Genomic DNA, 18,787 nt, shown 5'->3' on the forward strand with positions numbered 1-18,787 from the left:
CTGCCAACTTATTATGTTTTTTTACAAACCTATTTACATACAATAACAACATTGATATGTTGAATTTAAATGGTTCATACTAATACATAATCTTTATTATATGAGAGGGGTTTTTTAACTTTATGGGACAAGATAAGCAATCATTTTCCATAGATTGGGCCGGCAGAAATTTAACCGTTGAAATTGGACAATTAGCCAAACAAGCAAACGGTTCTGTTCTGGTTCGTTATGGTGACACGGCTGTATTAAGTACAGCAACTGCATCTAAGGATCCAAAGCCACTTGATTTCTTCCCGTTAACTGTCAATTATGAGGAGCGCTTATATGCGGTCGGGAAGATACCAGGAGGATTTATTAAACGAGAAGGTCGTCCAAGTGAAAAGGCGATTTTAGCGAGCCGGTTAATTGATCGTCCGATAAGACCATTATTTGCAGACGGTTTCCGAAATGAAGTACAAGTTATCAGTATTGTCATGAGTGTTGATCAGGATTGTTCATCTGAAATGGCGGCTATGTTTGGTTCATCTTTAGCACTTTGTGTTTCAGATATTCCGTTTGAGGGGCCAATTGCTGGTGTAACAGTTGGAAGAATTAATAATGAATTTATTGTTAATCCAAATGTTGAACAGGCTGAGCAAAGTGATATTCATTTAGTGGTAGCTGGAACGAAGGATGCCATCAACATGGTTGAGGCCGGTGCGAAGGAAGTACCTGAGGAAACCATGCTAGAAGCGATAATGTTCGGACATGAAGAAATTAAACGTCTTATCGCTTTCCAAGAAGAAGTTGCTCAGGCTGTAGGAAAAGAAAAGATGCAAGTTGAATTATTTGATGTAGATGCCGATTTAGAAAAGCAAATACGTGAGATAGCAGAAAGTGACTTAATAAAAGCTATTCAAGTTCAAGAAAAACATGCTAGAGAAGATGCAATCAACGAAGTGAAAAATGCGGTTGTTTTGAAATTTGAAGAAACTGAAGCTGATGATGATACATTAAAGCAAGTAAAACAAATTCTGTCTAAAATCGTAAAAGCTGAAGTTCGCCGTCTCATTACCGAAGAAAAAGTAAGACCCGACGGCCGTGGTGTCGATGAGATCCGTCCTTTATCATCAGAGGTAGGGCTTTTATCAAGAACCCATGGTTCAGGCTTGTTTACACGTGGACAAACTCAAGCGTTAAGTATTTGTACACTTGGTGCTCTCGGTGATGTGCAAATTTTAGATGGCTTGGGAATTGAAGAATCAAAACGTTTCATGCATCATTATAATTTCCCGCAATTTAGTGTTGGGGAAACAGGCCCAATGAGAGGACCTGGACGCCGAGAAATTGGTCATGGTGCTTTAGGTGAAAGAGCATTAGAACCAATTATTCCTTCTGAAAAAGATTTTCCATATACAATCCGTCTAGTGTCAGAGGTACTTGAATCAAATGGCTCGACGTCACAAGCAAGTATTTGTGCAAGTACATTAGCGATGATGGATGCCGGTGTGCCAATAAAAGCTCCTGTAGCGGGTATTGCAATGGGTCTTGTAAAATCTGGAGAACACTATACAGTTCTAACAGATATTCAAGGCATGGAAGATGCTTTAGGAGATATGGATTTTAAAGTTGCAGGTACTGAAAAAGGTGTAACTGCACTGCAAATGGATATTAAAATTGAAGGACTTTCAAGGGAGATTTTAGAAGAGGCATTACAGCAAGCGAAAAAAGGCCGTATGGAAATTTTAAAATCAATGCTTGCGACAATCGAGGCTCCTAAGCAGGAACTTTCACAATATGCACCGAAAATCTTAACAATGACAATCAATCCTGAGAAAATTAGAGATGTCATAGGGCCAAGCGGAAAACAAATTAATAAGATTATTGAAGAAACAGGTGTTAAAATCGACATTGAACAAGACGGAACTGTATTCATTTCATCAGTTAATGAAGAAATGAATCAAAAAGCTAAGAAAATCATCGAAGATCTTGTTCGTGAAGTTGTGGTTGGACAAATGTATCTCGGAAAAGTTAAACGCATTGAAAAGTTCGGGGCATTTGTTGAAATTTTCAGTGGGAAAGATGGATTGGTGCACATTTCAGAGCTTGCTGAAGAACGTGTTGGCAAGGTTGAGGATGTTGTCTCCATTGGGGATGAAATATTAGTGAAAGTCACAGAAATCGATAAACAAGGCCGCGTTAATTTATCACGCAAAGTTGTCTTAAAAGAACAAAAGGAAAAAGAAAAGCAAGAAGGATGATCGTGGAGGCCGGGGTAACCGGGCTTCTTTTTCGGTTATGAAGGTATTGTGCTAGGTTAAATAACAACCTTCCAGCCTGATCATCTTATGTTGTCGTCATTAAGCAGGGCACCTTTCGCTTTCTAGTTCTACCTTGTCCCCCTTTTACATATTTTTTAGTAAAAAGGGGGATACATAATGCAAAGGAAAATCATTCAATTCGTTGGATTTCTTATAATCTTAACGGTTAGCATAGGATTTATTGAAAATCCATATACATCTTCTTATGTTGATCAAATTAAGAATGCTAGTATCACTGTCTCAAAACAACAGGATAAACTGTATGAAGAGATTGCAAAAAGAGCCATAGAATATAACATTCCTGCCCAAAATGCGGAAATACATAAAGTATGGAAGGCGACACCAGGTTATAATGGAATTGAAGTAGATCTTAATCAGTCTTATAAAAAAATGAAACCAAAGGGAGTTTTTGATGAAAACCTTCTTGTCTATCGTCAGGTAGAACCCTCCGTTCACTTAGAAGATTTGCCTGCTGAGCCGATCTATCGTGGACATCCTGATAAGCCGATGGTTTCATTCATCATTAATGTTGCATGGGGAAATGAGTATATTCCAGATATGCTGGAGACGTTGAATAAATATCATGTAAAAGCTACCTTCTTTTTAGAAGGAAGGTGGGTAAAAGAAAATCCCGAAATGGCCAAAATGATCGTTGATGCCGGACATGAGGTTGGAAATCACTCCTATACACATCCTGATATGAGTCAGTTGTCACAGGCAAATATTAGAGAACAGCTCGTCAAAACTAATGAAGTGATAAAGTCTGTTACAGATGTAACACCGACATGGTTTGCACCGCCAAGCGGCAGCTTTAGAGATGATGTTGTAAAAATTGCAGACGAAATGAAGATGGGAACCATTATGTGGAGTGTGGATACAATTGATTGGCAGCGCCCAGAGCCACATATATTAGTTCAAAGAGTGATGAGCAAAGTTCATAAAGGAGCTTTGATCTTGATGCATCCAACTTCCTCGACATCTGAAAGTTTAGAAACACTAATCTTATCGATAAATCAAAAAGGTTATTCGTTCGGTTCTGTCACAATGCTTGTTGACGAAAAAAGGTTATCTGTCATTGGGAAAAATAACAAACTAGACGAATGAAGAATTGTAGCACCTATGAAGGAGGAACAAGTGTGATAAAAAAATATACTTGTCAAAACGGAGTAAGAATAGTATTAGAAAACATACCAACTGTTCGTTCTGTTGCAATTGGAATTTGGATCGGGACGGGATCACGTAATGAGAATTTGCAAAATAACGGGATCTCCCACTTTTTAGAGCATATGTTTTTCAAAGGAACTAAAACAAGAACTGCAAGGGAAATAGCCGAATCCTTTGATAGTATTGGCGGTCAGGTAAATGCCTTTACCTCTAAAGAATATACATGCTATTATGCAAAGGTTCTGGATGACCATGCCAATTATGCATTAGATGTATTAGCGGATATGTTTTTTCATTCCACCTTTGATGAAGAAGAGCTTAAAAAAGAAAAGAATGTTGTATATGAAGAAATAAAAATGTATGAAGATACTCCAGATGATATTGTACATGACATTTTAAGCCGTGCTACCTATGGTGATCATCCCCTTGGTTATCCTATTTTAGGAACGGAAGAAACGCTGGCAACATTCAATGGCAATATGTTAAGAGAATACATGAATAACTATTATACACCTGATAATGTTGTTGTTTCAGTGGCTGGAAATGTTAATGAAGATTTTATTAAAGAAGTTGAAAAGCTTTTTGGTACTTATGAAACTGGTTCAAAAAAACGTGAATTTGAAAAGCCGAGCTTTATGGATCAAAAGCTAGCCAGAAAAAAAGATACGGAACAAGCGCATCTTTGTATCGGCTTTAATGGCTTAGAGGTAGGCCATGATAATATTTACAGCTTGATCGTCTTAAATAATATTTTAGGCGGCAGTATGAGCAGTCGCTTGTTTCAGGATGTAAGAGAACAAAAAGGTCTTGCCTATTCCGTGTTTTCTTATCATTCATCCTATGAGGATAACGGTCTCCTTACGATCTATGGCGGTACCGGAAGCAGCCAGTTGAATATGTTATTTGAAACCATTCAAGAAACATTAGCTACTTTAAAAGCAGAAGGAATAACTGAAAAAGAATTAGCCAACAGCAAGGAGCAAATGAAGGGCAGTTTAATGCTTAGCCTTGAAAGTACAAATAGTCGTATGAGCAGAAACGGTAAAAATGAGCTTTTACTTGGACGCCACCGTTCACTAGATTCGATTATTGAAAAAGTCAATGAGGTTACTGAAGATAGTGTGAATACGCTAGCAAATCAATTATTTTCGAATGCTTATTCCGTTGCATTAATAAGCCCGGACGGTCAGCTGCCGGATAAACTAAAATAAAGCGAGACTACCAACAGTGGGGATTTTTCTTTATCCCACTGTTGGTTAGCGAGACTTATCGGATCTTTACGGTCAGTTCCCCGAACAAGACTTGAATTCCAACTAGAGTATTACTACCCGTTATGATTGAAAAACGATACGATGTCTGCAATTTTCTTTCAAATTGTAGGCATTTTTTTATTATGTTAAACGATATGATAGTAAAAAGGGGGAATGGCCATGAGATTAAGTGAGTTAAGCGGAAAAGAAATCGTCGATATTAAGCGTGCTGAACGATTAGGAGTTTTAGGTCAAACTGATCTTGAAATCAATGAACAGACTGGTCAAATAACCACCTTAATTATCCCTTCTTTAAAGTGGTTTGGTCTAAGGAAACAGGGACAAGAAATTCGTGTTCCGTGGCAGCATATTAAAAAGATTGGAGCGGATATGATCATCCTTGATATTCCAGATGATCATGTTGATAATGTCGAGTAAGAACCATATTGGGCTGTCTCAGGATGGGTTATGACCCATTAAACTGAGTCAGCCTTTTTTATTCATAACAATCTACATCATCATCCACTAAGTTTCATTTTTAATGAAGCTCACTTTTATTAAGGGCATGAAAGAAGTCCTTCCCATCAAATTTCCTCTTGTTTATTCACCCATATTGAACTCTCTACATAGTATGTTGGAGTAAGTTATTCTAGGAAATCAAAGAACTCACAACAGATAACATGCCGAAAAGAAGGTGAACGATCAAAATGTTAACAGGATTAAACGTAGCTGTTATCGGCGGAGATGCAAGGCAGCTAGAAGTGATCCGTAAATTAACTGAACTCGACGCAAAGTTATTTCTCATCGGTTTTGACCAGTTAGACCATGGGTTTACTGGTGCTACGAAAGCTAAAATAGATGAGGTTATTTTTAAAGAAATAGATGCGATAATTTTGCCTATCCCTGGAACCAATCAAGAGGGGATTATTGATACAGTGTTTTCTAATGAAGAAGTTAAGCTGACGGAGGATATTCTTTCGCAAACTCCACCACATTGTGTCATCTATTCAGGTATAACAAATTCTTACTTAGATAAGCTTGTTCAATCAACAAATCGCAAGTTAATCCAGCTTTTTGAACGAGATGATGTTGCTATATACAATTCAATTCCAACGGTTGAAGGAACGATCATGATGGTCATTCAACACACTGATATTACGATTCATGGCTCGAGAATTGCGGTATTAGGCCTGGGAAGAGTTGGGATGAGTGTAGCTAGAACGTTTGCATCATTAGGAGCTAAGGTAAAGGTTGGTGCAAGAGATACTGCCCACTTAGCAAGAATCACTGAAATGGGGCTAACCCCATTTTCCTTAGAACAATTAAAAAATGAAGTTAAAGACATTGATGTATGTATTAATACCATTCCTCACTTAATCATTACAGCACAGATTATTTCCAATATGCCGGCACATACCTTAATCGTTGATTTGGCATCAAAGCCAGGAGGTACGGATTTTCGTTATGCCGAAAAACGGGGGATAAAAGCACTTTTGGCACCAGGATTGCCTGGAATTGTTGCCCCTAAAACAGCAGGCCAAATCGTGGCGAATGTTCTCACACAACTACTGAATGATTTATTAGAAGGAAAGGGGTCTTCTTAAATGAAATTAAAAGGAAAACGTATAGGTTTTGGCATTACAGGTTCCCATTGCACATATGAAGAAGTATATCCGCAAATTAAATCAATTCTTGATGAAGGTGCAGATGTCATCCCTGTTGTATCATTCACTGTTAAAAATACGACAACTCGCTTCGGAGCTGCCGGTGAATGGGTTGAGAAAATTGAAAATCTCACAGGGAATGAAGTAATTGATTCCATCGTAAAGGCGGAGCCATTAGGTCCAAAGCTTCCGCTTGATTGCATGGTCATTGCACCATTAACAGGGAACTCTATGAGTAAGTTTGCAAATGCGATGACAGACTCCCCAGTTTTAATGGCCGCAAAAGCAACATTAAGAACTCATCGCCCAGTCGTAGTCGGGATTTCAACAAATGATGCACTTGGATTAAATGGAATTAATCTAATGCGGTTAATGGCGACAAAAGATATTTATTTTGTTCCTTTTGGTCAAGATGCTCCTGATAAAAAGCCTAATTCAATGGTTGCAAGAATGGATTCATTGCTTGATACAATCCTAGCTGCATTAGAGGGTAAGCAATTACAGCCTGTTGTAGTAGAAAAATTTCGCGATTTAGAAAAATAATTAAAAATTCAATAAAACAATGATAAATTTATGAGTCCATTCGACAATTAATGTGATAGAATAGTACGTAAATGATTTGAAGCTATTTTAATATGACTGATTAAGATAGCTGGAAGGAGCTAGTGTTAATGGAAGCAAAAGGTTATCATGTAGCAGTAGTCGGAGCAACTGGAGCAGTGGGGCAGCAAATGCTTCAAACTCTGGAAAAACGTAATTTCCCAATTTCAAAACTAACTTTGCTTTCGTCTGAACGTTCTGCCGGGACAAAAATTACGTTCAGAAACGAAGAATATATAGTGCAGGCAGCAACACCGGAAAGCTTTGAAGGAGTACAAATTGCCTTATTTAGTGCGGGTGGTGGTGTATCAAAACAACTTGCGCCTGAAGCGGTAAAACGTGGAGCGATAGTGGTTGATAACACAAGTGCATACCGCATGGACGAAAATGTCCCACTGGTTGTACCAGAAGTAAACGAAGAAGAGTTAAGAAACCACAATGGAATCATTGCAAATCCAAACTGTTCAACAATCCAAATGGTTGTTGCACTAGAACCGCTTCGCAAGCAATATGGCTTAAATAAAGTAATTGTTTCAACTTATCAAGCTGTATCAGGTGCAGGTGCTGCAGCAATTAATGAACTAAAACAACAAGCTCAAGCGATCCTTAATGGCGAAGAATATACTCCGGAAATTCTTCCTGTAAAAGGTGATGAAAAACACTATCAAATTGCATTTAATGCAATTCCGCAAATTGATAAATTCCAAGACAATGGATTTACATTTGAGGAAATGAAAATGATCAATGAAACGAAAAAAATTATGAATATGCCTGAGCTTCAAGTAGCAGCAACTTGTGTTCGTTTACCAGTTGAAACGGGGCATTCAGAGTCTGTCTATGTAGAACTTGATCAAAGCGATGTTTCTGCAAACCAAGTAAAAGAATTATTAAGAGATTCAGATGGAATAACATTGCAAGACGATCCATCACAGCAGATTTATCCAATGCCGGCAGATTGCGTAGGTAAAAACGATGTATTTGTGGGCAGAATTCGTAAGGATTTAGACCGCGAAAACGGTTTTCATATGTGGATTGTTTCCGATAATCTCTTAAAAGGTGCGGCATGGAATTCAGTACAAATTGCAGAAAGTCTTGTTAAATTACAATTAGTTTAATTCTTATCAGGAAGAGAGCATGGATAACCAGCTCTCTTCTCTCACGTCTATAGTAGAGGTGTTACAATGAAAATTATCGTGCAAAAATTCGGAGGAACGTCCGTAAAGGATGACCACGGGCGAAAAATGGCATTAGCCCATATAAAAGAAGCGATTGAAAATGGATATAAGGTAGTAGTCGTTGTTTCTGCCATGGGCAGGAAAGGTGATCCATATGCAACCGATACATTGCTGGGATTACTATATGGAGATGTCGAGATTATTTCTAACAGAGAGCAGGATATGCTTCTTTCCTGTGGAGAAATGATTTCATCCATCGTGTTTTCAAGTATGTTGAATCAAAATGGAATAAAAGCAGCTGCATTAAATGGAGCTCAGGCAGGCTTTGTAACCAGCAATGAGCATACGAATGCAAAAATCCTTGAAATGAAGTGTGATCGCCTGCTTGAAACACTCCGTGACCATGATGTTGTCGTTGTGGCGGGATTTCAGGGAGCGTCTATAAAAACCGGTGATATCACAACAATTGGCAGAGGTGGAAGTGATACTTCAGCTGCAGCATTGGGAGCGGCTTTGGAAGCTGAATTTGTCGATATCTTTACAGATGTTGAAGGAGTAATGACCGCGGATCCTCGGATTGTAGAAAACGCTAAACCACTTTCGACAGTTACCTATACAGAAATTGTTAACCTTGCCTATCAAGGGGCAAAGGTCATCCATCCTCGTGCTGTTGAAATTGCAATGCAATCAGAAGTTCCGATCAGAGTTCGTTCTACTTATTCGCAGTCATCTGGAACTCTTGTTACATCAAATCATTCGAAAAAACGAGGCAGTGATGTTTATGAACGTCTAATAACCGGAATTGCCCATGTTTCGAATGTTACTCAAATCAAAGTGAATGCTAAGGAAGGACAATATGATGTCCAGAAAGAAGTATTTAAAGCGATGGCACGTGATGGGATAAGTGTTGACTTTTTCAACATTACTCCTAAGGGTGTCATTTATACAGTGCCAGATAAGGTAACAGATCGAGCGGTTGAAATCTTAACATCATTAGGGTATGAACCAATCATAAATAGACATTGTGCTAAGGTGTCAACAGTTGGAGCCGGGATCATGGGTGTTCCTGGTGTAACTGCTAAAATTGTCACCGCATTATCTGAACAAGGCATCCAAATTCTGCAATCCGCAGATAGTCATACTACGATTTGGGTACTGGTAAAAGAAGAGGATATGATAAAAGCAGTTAATGCTTTACACGAAGCATTCGATCTTTCAAATTAAGAGTTGGCAAAAAGAGGAGTGAGAGTTTAGAATGATTCATTTTGGCAGGCTTTCTACAGCGATGATAACGCCATTCGATAAAAATGGAAATATCGACTTTCAAAAAACATCAATATTAATTGACTATTTGATCAATCATGGATCTGATTCATTGGTTATTGCCGGTACAACTGGTGAATCTCCAACATTAAGTACAGAAGAGAAAATTGCTCTCTTTAAACATACTGTTAAAGAAGTTAATGGCAGAGTGCCTGTTATTGCTGGAACGGGCAGCAACAATACTGCTGCGTCCATTCATTTAACAAAAAAAGCTGAGGAAGCGGGCGTTGATGCGATTATGCTCGTTGTTCCTTATTATAACAAGCCGAGTCAGGAAGGGCTTTATCAACATTTTAAAGCAATCGCTGAATCAACAAATCTTCCAGTCATGCTATATAATATTCCTGGCAGAAGTGTTATAAATATGACCGTAGATACAATTGTAAGATTATCGGAGCTTCCTAATATTGTGGCAATTAAAGAAGCTAGCGGTAATTTAGATGATATGTCAGAAATTATTTCAAGAACGAAAGATGATTTCGCACTTTATACTGGAGATGATGCGTTAACATTGCCAGTATTATCAATCGGCGGAGTTGGAGTTGTCTCTGTTGCTTCCCATATTGCTGGAACAGAAATGCAATCAATGATCTCTTCATTTATTAATGGAGACTATGCTGCTGCAGCAAAGCAACATCGCACATTACTTCCGGTTGTAAAGCAGCTATTTGCAGCCCCAAACCCAACACCAGTAAAAACAGCCTTGCAAGTTAAAGGAATTGATGTTGGTTCAGTGCGATTGCCGTTGGTTCCATTAACAAGCACTGAACGCAATGAGTTAATTGCGGTTATGAATAACTGCCTAAAATAAGTTAATGCACATTATTTATTAGGGTCTGGTCCGCTTGGATCAGGTCCTAAATTACTTTATCCCAATCTGAAGAAACAGGTAAAACCCAGCCTTTATGATGTAAGAGAAATTATGAAGAAAAGTTGGAGATGGCCTTCCGACATCCGCGTGCACAGTTGTAAAGCCGGCAATTTTTTTACAGCTCGGCCTTCGTGTAATCCCCCTTAATATGGAGATTTTTTGACCGGAAGTTTACATGAAAAGCTATACGGCCAAAATTTCCTTGTATTCCATTTCTTTCATCAGTTATAATGTTTCTAAGTGACGTTGAACGGGTACTTCAGTGGGGAGGATTTATTAAATCATGGAAAAGACAGAAACTATAAAATTAATTGCCTTGGGGGGCGTAGGTGAAGTCGGTAAAAATATGTTTGTTGTGGAGATCAACACAGATATTTTTGTCGTTGATGCAGGGTTAATGTATCCTGAAGGTGAAATGTTGGGTATTGATATGGTTATACCGGACATTACATATTTAAAAGAAAATAAAGATCGTGTAAAAGGCATTTTTTTAACACATGGACATGATGAGAATATCGGAGGAATTTTCTACCTTTTAAATAATTTAAGTATTCCTATTTACGGTACTAAGCTGACATTGGCTTTTGTAAGTGAAAAATTAAAAGAAAACCGTATGAAACAAAATGTTTTAGTGAAAGAAATAAATAGTGAAACATTGTTGCGTTTCTCCAGTACAAACATTTCTTTCTTTAAAACCAATCACAGTATCCCGGATTCTGTTGGTATTAGTTTTTCTACAACAATGGGATCGATTGTTCATACAGGTGATTTTAAGTTTGATCAAACACCAATCCGTGAGAATCTAATGGATATCGCAAAAATAGCTAAGATTGGCGAATCAGGTGTGTTATGTTTATTATCTGACAGTATCAATGCTGAAAAACCTGGCTATTCCGGATCTGAAGCGATTGTCGGCAGTGAAATTTCTGATGTTATGTATGATGCAGAAGGCAGAGTCATTGTTGCAGTATTTGCTTCCAACCTTTATCGAATTCAGCAAGTCATAAACGCTTCTGTGAAAAACAATCGCAAACTAGCAATTGTTGGTAAAAATATGAAAAATATCCTTACTTTAGCAATTCATCTAGGATATATTGAGGTTGAAGAAGACTTAATCATTTCTGTAAACGATATAGACAAGCACCCTAAAAATGAAATAACCATCCTAACAACTAGCAATCAAGGTGACCCGTTAGCTGTGTTATCAAGAATGGCCAAACAGTCACATAAACAGGTAAATGTAAAAGAGGGGGATACTATTCTAGTAGCGGCTACACCGATCCCTGGCCATGAGCTCGTTTTCTCAAAAACAATCGACTTATTATTTAGAGCAGGTGCCAACGTTGTGTTCGGGCAAAAACAAATTCATGTTTCCGGTCATGGTCACCAAGAAGAGTTAAAAATGATGCTCAATCTGACAAAGCCAAAGTATTTTATTCCAATACATGGTGAATATAAAATGCAAAAGGCTCATGCTAAACTAGCAAAGCAAGTAGGTTTAAATGAGGAAAATATCTTTTTAGTCGAAAAAGGCGATGTTATTGAATTTAAAGGAAACAATGTGAATACTGGTGCAAAAGTTCCTTCAGGAAATATTTTAATCGACGGATTAGGCATAGGTGATGTTGGTAACATCGTGCTTCGCGATCGCCGCTTATTATCTCAAGATGGAATCTTAATTGTTGTTGTCACACTGGATAAACAGAAAAAGCAAATTATTTCAGGTCCAGAGATTATTACAAGAGGTTTTGTATATGTCAGGGAATCAGAAGAACTGATCGGCCATGCCACAGAGATTGTTTCATCTATTGTAGAAAAAAGCATGCAAGAGTATACTATAGAGTGGTCGGCATTAAAGCTTAGTATAAGAGAAGCGCTTAATCAATTCCTATATGAAAAAACAAAACGAAGACCAATGATCTTACCAATCATAATGGAAATTTAAAAATTGTCTATCTATCTTTTCATTTTAGAATGGTGAAAACGCTTATAATATAAGAGGAATAGATCATGAAGCTGGCAAAATACTGTCAGCTTCTTTTTTTTGCTTGGTACAAAATGTGCGAAACTTCAAAGAAAAGGACGGATCAGGGGAGTGCTAACAGACACCGGAACTGAAGGCGCTTTCTGACCATAAGCAATTGATGACGTCCCAGCTGTAATCAACAGCCAAGTATAAAAGGCATTTTCTAAAAATAACATACTTTAGAAAGAACCCTTTACGATTTCCTTTCATTCGCATGAAATAGGTAAGGTTGTAAATACTACAATAAGAATGAAAAGAAAGGGTGATGAAACATGACAAATCATGATCATTACATACAAGGCAGCGATCAAAATGATGGCAATGAAAAGCAAGCAGAAAAAGAAAGTACAATTGTTGAAAAAATTCAGCAGCTAGGACAAACGAATGTTCCGCAAATGGGACAAGAATCAAAAATACATTGCTTAACGATTGTAGGGCAAATAGAAGGCCATATCCAGCTTCCTCCGCAAAATAAAACAACCAAATACGAGCATGTAATTCCGCAAATCGTTGCAATTGAACAAAATCCAAACATCGAAGGGTTATTGGTCATTTTGAATACGGTAGGCGGTGATGTAGAAGCAGGTTTAGCAATTGCCGAAATGCTTGCCACAATTTCAAAACCTACAGTATCTATTGTATTAGGTGGTGGCCATTCGATTGGTGTTCCAATTGCTGTTTCGTGTGATCATTCTTTTATTGTTGAAACAGCGACAATGACCATTCACCCGGTCCGATTAACCGGCTTGGTCATTGGTGTACCGCAAACCTTTGAATACTTAGATAAAATGCAGGATCGTGTCATTAATTTTGTCACTAAACACTCAAATATTAGTGAAGAGAAATTTAAAGAGCTAATGTTTTCTAAAGGCAATTTAACACGTGATATTGGGACAAATGTTGTTGGAAAAGATGCTGTACAATACGGATTAATTGATGAGGTTGGAGGCGTTGGTCAAGCGATGCAGAAACTGAACAGCATGCTTGAAAAAACAAATGAAAAGCAGGTGCTTCAATGATCTTTTATACAATGATGCCGGAGCAGTTAATGTTTCCAACACATGAAGACGATTTTAAAAAACAATCAGTCATTGAAATGAATGGTGTTCAGCTTCTCGTTCAGGAAGCTTCAAAAGCACATTATGAGATTGTTCGAGTTTTAAGCAGTGATCCACGCCATTTCCTTGATAGTCAGTATTGTCCGGGACAAAAAATTACAATGTCCGTTTCTACTAATGAGGATAATTATGGTATAATAGGGGGACAACGATGAGGCAGCCAGTTTTTCGGCTGCTTTATTCATTTCTTAAACAGATATTAATGATACATAGGTGATTATTTATGGCGAAACGAAAAAGAAAACAAAGGAAGACAAAGGATGATTGGAAAAAGATCTTAAAATATGAGTTAGCAGGTCTAATTATTTTGGCAATTGCTCTCATTGCTATATCTAAACTGGGCTTTGTGGGAGTAACCTTTGTCCACTTATTTCGTTTTTTTAGTGGAGAATGGTATATGCTTTTTCTCATTGGAGTTGTTCTATTTTCATTTTATTTAATATGGAAAAGACAAATTCCCTCATTATTTAACAGACAAATGGTTGGGGTGTATTGTGTGACAGCTTCATTATTATTATTAAGTCATGTCACGCTTTTCAAAATGCTTTCCCATAATGGGACATTTGCTTCACCAAGTGTTCTTTCTAACACCCTTCAATTATTTTGGATGGATGTAAGAGGTGAAGCTAGTACAGTTGATTTAGGGGGAGGAATGTTAGGGGCTCTGCTATTTGCAGCTTCCTACTACCTTTTTGCAGAAGCTGGTTCTAAAATAATTGCGATCGTTTTAATCGTCATTGGAATCATTTTAATTACTGGTCGTTCGCTGCAGGCAACCTTAGCAAAGATATTAGTGCCGATTGGAAGATTTATGAAAGGTCAAGCAATCGGTTTTAAAAATGATATGAAAAGCCTGCCATCAGCCATGAAAAAAAGACATGAGGAGAAAAAACAGAAGCGAAAAATTAGAAAAACGGAAGAAACAAGTGAAGCTGATTCAGACTTAAGTGAAGAGGAAGAAGAGCTGCAGCCAATAATCTCTAGTTTCTCTGAACGGGGAGGACAGCAGGAAATGGTCATACATACAATGGACACCCCTTCACAACAAGTACATCCTGCTGAAGAACAGGAACATAAACAGAAACTAAAAGCAAAGAAATCAACTGCTGAACCATCTTCAGAAGAAGAAACACAAATGCTCCAACCTATGACATTTGTTGAGGTAGAGAACAAAGATTATGAATTGCCGCCGCTTGATTTATTAAAAGCACCCAAACATAACTCTCAACAAGCCGATAAGAAAAATATTTATGAAAATGCAAGAAAACTTGAAAAAACATTTCAAAGCTTTGGGGTAAAAGCAAAAGTTACCCAAGTCCATCTTGGACCGGCAGTTACTAAATATGAAGTTTATCCAGATGTTGGGGTAAAGGTAAGTAAAATTGTTAATTTAAGTGATGATTTAGCCTTAGCTCTAGCAGCAAAAGATATAAGAATAGAAGCGCCTATTCCAGGTAAATCGGCAATAGGCATTGAGGTGCCAAATTCAGAAATAGCCATGGTTTCTCTAAGAGAAGTATTAGAGTCCAAAGCAAATGACCGTCCTGATGCAAAGCTGTTAATTGGTTTAGGAAGAGATATTTCCGGAGATGCAGTTTTAGCTGAATTAAATAAAATGCCTCACTTACTTGTTGCAGGGGCAACCGGAAGCGGGAAAAGTGTATGTATAAATGGTATTATTACCAGCATTTTAATGCGTGCTAAACCGCATGAAGTGAAGTTGATGATGATTGACCCGAAAATGGTTGAACTTAATGTGTACAATGGTGTCCCACATTTGCTTGCACCTGTCGTAACAGATCCAAAAAAGGCCTCGCAAGCACTTAAGAAGGTAGTAAATGAGATGGAACGCCGGTATGAGTTATTTTCACACACAGGCACACGGAATATTGAAGGTTATAATGACATTATCAGACGGAATAATCAAGAGGAAGCAGCATTGCAGCCTGAGCTCCCATATATTGTCGTGATCGTAGATGAGCTTGCAGATTTAATGATGGTTGCATCTTCAGATGTGGAAGATTCCATTACAAGGCTTTCACAAATGGCACGTGCAGCCGGAATTCATTTAATCATCGCAACACAACGGCCATCCGTTGATGTTATCACAGGAGTGATTAAAGCTAACATTCCTTCAAGAATAGCATTCAGTGTATCATCTCAAACTGATTCAAGAACCATTCTTGACATGGGTGGTGCCGAAAAGCTTTTAGGCAGAGGTGACATGCTCTTTCTTCCTGTAGGTGCATCCAAACCGGTACGTGTACAAGGAGCCTTTTTATCTGATGAGGAGGTTGAACAAACCGTTAACTTTGTTATTGGGCAACAGAAGGCACAGTATCAAGAAGAGATGATTCCATCAGAAGTAGTTGAAACAACGAGTGATGTTCAGGACGATTTATATGAAGAGGCTGTACAGCTTGTTGTTGATATGCAAACAGCATCTGTATCAATGCTGCAGCGCAGATTCCGGATTGGCTATACGCGTGCGGCAAGATTAATTGATGCAATGGAAGAAAGAGGGGTTGTTGGCCCATATGAGGGAAGCAAACCTCGTGATGTTCTTCTTTCAAAAGAAAAACATGAAGAGCTAACTTCATGACTTTATGTTAAAGACTATACAAGTTTTGAGAATTCAAATCCTGTATAGTCTTTTTTTTGAGGTTTGGCTCAAGATTAGCAAAGATATTATTATTTAAACTGAATGTTTTGATCAAATGAATAAAATGCAATGAGCAATTCCCTTCTTTTTAAATGTTTGTTTTTGCAAACAAGGTTGTTATTAAGATAGATAAGGATTATTAAAAAGGAGTGAAAATAAGAAGGAGAATTGAAGTAGTGACTTTCGTTAATTCTTCTTTAATATAAGTTTAATGTGAATTGTGCACTGGGTTGATTGATATTTTAGGCGGGGACTCCTGTGTACAACACGACGCTAAAGGTAAGTCCAGCAGCGGAAAGCAACTGTAATGTTAATAACGATTTATTTAAAAAAGCAGCACTTTGATAAAAGAGCTTAATAATAAAGCCTGAAGCAAAATGAATTTTGGAAAAGAATAATGTCAAAAAAAGAGATCATAATAAGGCCAAATACCTTTAAACTTGATAAACAAGACTTAATTTAGAGACTTATTTTAGTTTTCTACTAATTTCGACAAAAATAAATAGTTTTTATTTATTTCTTGTTAAAAACATGATATAGTATTTTCGATTAGAGATAGGTGTATAACATCAGATGTCTGATCTCTTATACAATGAGGAAGGGGCGGACCTATGAGTATTAAATCTGACAATCGTCACTTGTATTTGCAAGTTATTGATAAAATTAAAGAAGATATTGAAAAAGGGATATACCGGGAAAAAGAAAAATTGCCTTCAGAATTTGAACTTTCCAAAGGATTAGGCGTCAGCAGAGCAACGTTAAGAGAAGCTCTCCGTATCCTTGAGGAAGAAAACGTTATCATCAGAAGGCATGGTGTAGGGACCTTCGTTAATTCAAAGCCGAGATTTACCTCAGGTATTGAGCAGTTAAACAGTGTAACTGGAATGATTGAAAAGGGTAACCATAAACCTGGAACGATTTTTCTATCATCCTCTATTACAGGAGCAACAGACGATGATGTGAAAAGGTTTAAATGTGACAAGGAAGAGGAAATATTCTTACTAGAAAGAGTAAGAACTGCAAGCAGTGAGCCAGTCGTTTATTGTATTGATAAAATTCCTACACAAATTTTACCAGAAACCTTTGATCATGAACAAGAATCCTTATTTCAATTACTGGAAGAAAAAGCTAATATATATATTAGTTATGCAGTTACACATATTGATCCAATTGGCTATCATGAAAAAATTTCACCTATTTTAGAATGTGATCCCGAAACTTCATTACTTTTATTAAAGCAAATGCATTTTGATAATCAAGACCGCCCAGTTTTATACTCATTAAACTATTTTAGGGCAGATCACTTTAGTTTTCATGTTGTAAGAAAGCGGATTTAGGTAAAAGATAGTAAATAGAATGATGATATCATATTTGGTCCTCGTACATATTTTTTGGAAGAAAATCTACACGGTTTAGTGCTTATCTCCTAGATTTTTGTTTATTATGAAATAGGATGAATAAACTTAAGGGGGTGATATTCGCACTGGCAAGGCGGTTTAGTCAACTAAACATTATTTAATTTTAGGGGGTTTTAAAAATGAAGAAAAAATTTGGACTTGCATTATCTTTAGTATTAGCTGCAGGTACATTATTAGCAGGCTGTGGCGGTGGCGGCCAAAATGAGGGAGCTGGAGAAGGCGGCGGAGAAGGTGCTGATGATAACTTTTCAGTTGCAATGGTAACGGATGTTGGTGGTGTTGATGATAAATCCTTCAACCAATCAGCATGGGAAGGCCTTCAAGCATATGGAGAAGAGAATAATCTTGAAAAAGGCAAAGGCTTTGACTATCTGCAGTCTCAAAGTGATGCAGACTATGCAACAAACTTAAATACACTGGCTCGTAAGGATTATGACCTAATTTATGGAATTGGCTACCAATTGCAAGGGGCAATAGATGAGATAGCTCAGCAACAAAAGGATGTAAATTTTGCTATTGTTGATAGTGTTGTAGAACAGCCAAACGTTTCAAGTATCACTTTTAAAGAGCATCAAGGTTCATTCCTTGTTGGTGTTGTTGCTGGATTAACAACAAAATCAAATAAAGTCGGTTTTGTTGGCGGTATGGAATCAGACTTAATTAAAAAGTTTGAAGTAGGATTTGTAGAAGGTGTTAAAGCTGTAAATCCAGAAGCAAAAGTGGATATTCAATATGCTGGTGCATTCGATGCTGCTGATAAAGGAAAAGCGATTGCATCTAGTATGTATGGTGGAGGAGCAGACATTATATATCATGCTGCTGGCGGAACTGGTAACGGTGTATTCTCAGAAGCAATTGACTTAAAAGTAGAAAATCCTGATCGTGAAGTATGGGTTATTGGTGTTGATAAAGACCAATATGAAGAAGGAAATGGTAAAACGAAAGATGGAAAAGAATTTAACGTAACGTTGACATCTATGGTTAAACGTGTAGATGTGGCGGTTAAAGACCTTGCTGAAAAGGCTGCAGCTGGTGATTTCCCAGGCGGAGAAGTGATTGAGTACGGTATTGAGGAAGAAGCAATCGGTATTGCACCTGCTCCACACGATGAACATTTATCAGATGAAGTGAAAGCAAAAGTAAAAGAGTATCAAGAAAAAATTCTTAATGGTGAGATCGAAGTACCATCTAAATAACAAAAACAGATTAAGGGGCT

General features: G+C 37.6%; 15 protein-coding genes. All 15 read left to right on the forward strand.

Annotation, left to right across the window (positions count from 1 at the left end):
* Positions 1-122 precede the first annotated feature (122 nt).
* The 15 genes from pnp to WQ54_RS08440 all read left to right on the forward strand — a co-directional run bounded on the left by pnp (position 123) and on the right by WQ54_RS08440 (position 18,767).
* A complete protein-coding gene (gene pnp / locus WQ54_RS08370) occupies positions 123-2,240 on the forward strand; it encodes a polyribonucleotide nucleotidyltransferase (RefSeq protein WP_046514777.1) in 2,118 nt (705 codons plus the stop codon).
* 177 nt (positions 2,241-2,417) lie between these two features.
* On the forward strand, positions 2,418-3,404 hold the full coding sequence (locus WQ54_RS08375) for a polysaccharide deacetylase family protein (RefSeq protein ID WP_046514780.1): 987 nt from the start codon (positions 2,418-2,420) through the stop codon (positions 3,402-3,404).
* A gap of 32 nt (positions 3,405-3,436) precedes the next feature.
* A complete protein-coding gene (locus tag WQ54_RS08380; protein ID WP_046514782.1) occupies positions 3,437-4,675 on the forward strand; it encodes a pitrilysin family protein in 1,239 nt (412 codons plus the stop codon).
* A 219-nt stretch (positions 4,676-4,894) separates the two neighbouring features.
* Positions 4,895-5,152, forward strand: coding sequence for a YlmC/YmxH family sporulation protein (locus WQ54_RS08385; protein ID WP_046514785.1), 258 nt, complete (start codon positions 4,895-4,897; stop codon positions 5,150-5,152).
* Between the two features lie 269 nt (positions 5,153-5,421).
* Positions 5,422-6,318 carry a dipicolinic acid synthetase subunit A gene (gene dpaA, locus WQ54_RS08390; protein ID WP_046514788.1) on the forward strand — a complete coding sequence of 299 codons (897 nt, stop codon included), beginning with the start codon at positions 5,422-5,424 and terminating at the stop codon, positions 6,316-6,318.
* Positions 6,319-6,921, forward strand: a complete 603-nt coding sequence (locus WQ54_RS08395; RefSeq protein WP_046514791.1) for a dipicolinate synthase subunit B — start codon at positions 6,319-6,321, stop codon at positions 6,919-6,921.
* A gap of 128 nt (positions 6,922-7,049) precedes the next feature.
* Complete coding sequence (gene asd / locus WQ54_RS08400) at positions 7,050-8,093, forward strand: aspartate-semialdehyde dehydrogenase (protein ID WP_046514794.1); 1,044 nt, start codon at positions 7,050-7,052, stop codon at positions 8,091-8,093.
* A gap of 66 nt (positions 8,094-8,159) precedes the next feature.
* A complete protein-coding gene (gene dapG, locus WQ54_RS08405) occupies positions 8,160-9,377 on the forward strand; it encodes an aspartate kinase (protein WP_046514797.1) in 1,218 nt (405 codons plus the stop codon).
* A 31-nt stretch (positions 9,378-9,408) separates the two neighbouring features.
* The gene (gene dapA, locus WQ54_RS08410; RefSeq protein ID WP_046514799.1) at positions 9,409-10,287 is read left to right on the forward strand and encodes a 4-hydroxy-tetrahydrodipicolinate synthase; all 879 of its coding nucleotides are present in this window, start codon (positions 9,409-9,411) and stop codon (positions 10,285-10,287) included.
* A gap of 343 nt (positions 10,288-10,630) precedes the next feature.
* A complete protein-coding gene (locus tag WQ54_RS08415) occupies positions 10,631-12,292 on the forward strand; it encodes a ribonuclease J (RefSeq protein ID WP_046514801.1) in 1,662 nt (553 codons plus the stop codon).
* 353 nt (positions 12,293-12,645) lie between these two features.
* Complete coding sequence (locus WQ54_RS08420; RefSeq protein WP_046514803.1) at positions 12,646-13,392, forward strand: ClpP family protease; 747 nt, start codon at positions 12,646-12,648, stop codon at positions 13,390-13,392.
* Complete coding sequence (locus WQ54_RS08425; RefSeq protein WP_046514806.1) at positions 13,389-13,646, forward strand: YlzJ-like family protein; 258 nt, start codon at positions 13,389-13,391, stop codon at positions 13,644-13,646. Before WQ54_RS08420 ends, WQ54_RS08425 begins: the two co-directional genes overlap by 4 nt.
* A 68-nt stretch (positions 13,647-13,714) precedes the next feature.
* The gene (locus WQ54_RS08430) at positions 13,715-16,093 is read left to right on the forward strand and encodes a DNA translocase FtsK (protein ID WP_046514808.1); all 2,379 of its coding nucleotides are present in this window, start codon (positions 13,715-13,717) and stop codon (positions 16,091-16,093) included.
* 671 nt (positions 16,094-16,764) lie between these two features.
* The gene (locus tag WQ54_RS08435) at positions 16,765-17,490 is read left to right on the forward strand and encodes a GntR family transcriptional regulator (protein WP_046514811.1); all 726 of its coding nucleotides are present in this window, start codon (positions 16,765-16,767) and stop codon (positions 17,488-17,490) included.
* A gap of 200 nt (positions 17,491-17,690) precedes the next feature.
* Positions 17,691-18,767 (forward strand): BMP family protein, encoded by a 1,077-nt coding sequence (locus tag WQ54_RS08440; protein WP_046514813.1) that lies wholly within the window; start codon positions 17,691-17,693, stop codon positions 18,765-18,767.
* Positions 18,768-18,787: the final 20 nt, after the last annotated feature.

This window comes from Bacillus sp. SA1-12, from assembly GCF_000981385.1.
GTDB lineage: Bacteria > Bacillota > Bacilli > Bacillales > Bacillaceae > Metabacillus.

What these genes read in the sequence shown, in the direction of transcription:
- WQ54_RS08430 (WP_046514808.1), top strand. Translation starts at nt 13,715, where the DNA reads ATGGCGAAACGAAAAAGAAAACAAAGGAAGACAAAGGATGATTGGAAA.
- WQ54_RS08395 (WP_046514791.1), top strand. Translation starts at nt 6,319, where the DNA reads ATGAAATTAAAAGGAAAACGTATAGGTTTTGGCATTACAGGTTCCCAT.
- WQ54_RS08425 (WP_046514806.1), top strand. Translation starts at nt 13,389, where the DNA reads ATGATCTTTTATACAATGATGCCGGAGCAGTTAATGTTTCCAACACAT.
- WQ54_RS08415 (WP_046514801.1), top strand. Translation starts at nt 10,631, where the DNA reads ATGGAAAAGACAGAAACTATAAAATTAATTGCCTTGGGGGGCGTAGGT.
- WQ54_RS08375 (WP_046514780.1), top strand. Translation starts at nt 2,418, where the DNA reads ATGCAAAGGAAAATCATTCAATTCGTTGGATTTCTTATAATCTTAACG.
- dpaA (WP_046514788.1), top strand. Translation starts at nt 5,422, where the DNA reads ATGTTAACAGGATTAAACGTAGCTGTTATCGGCGGAGATGCAAGGCAG.
- dapG (WP_046514797.1), top strand. Translation starts at nt 8,160, where the DNA reads ATGAAAATTATCGTGCAAAAATTCGGAGGAACGTCCGTAAAGGATGAC.
- WQ54_RS08440 (WP_046514813.1), top strand. Translation starts at nt 17,691, where the DNA reads ATGAAGAAAAAATTTGGACTTGCATTATCTTTAGTATTAGCTGCAGGT.
- asd (WP_046514794.1), top strand. Translation starts at nt 7,050, where the DNA reads ATGGAAGCAAAAGGTTATCATGTAGCAGTAGTCGGAGCAACTGGAGCA.
- WQ54_RS08420 (WP_046514803.1), top strand. Translation starts at nt 12,646, where the DNA reads ATGACAAATCATGATCATTACATACAAGGCAGCGATCAAAATGATGGC.
- WQ54_RS08435 (WP_046514811.1), top strand. Translation starts at nt 16,765, where the DNA reads ATGAGTATTAAATCTGACAATCGTCACTTGTATTTGCAAGTTATTGAT.
- dapA (WP_046514799.1), top strand. Translation starts at nt 9,409, where the DNA reads ATGATTCATTTTGGCAGGCTTTCTACAGCGATGATAACGCCATTCGAT.
- WQ54_RS08385 (WP_046514785.1), top strand. Translation starts at nt 4,895, where the DNA reads ATGAGATTAAGTGAGTTAAGCGGAAAAGAAATCGTCGATATTAAGCGT.
- pnp (WP_046514777.1), top strand. Translation starts at nt 123, where the DNA reads ATGGGACAAGATAAGCAATCATTTTCCATAGATTGGGCCGGCAGAAAT.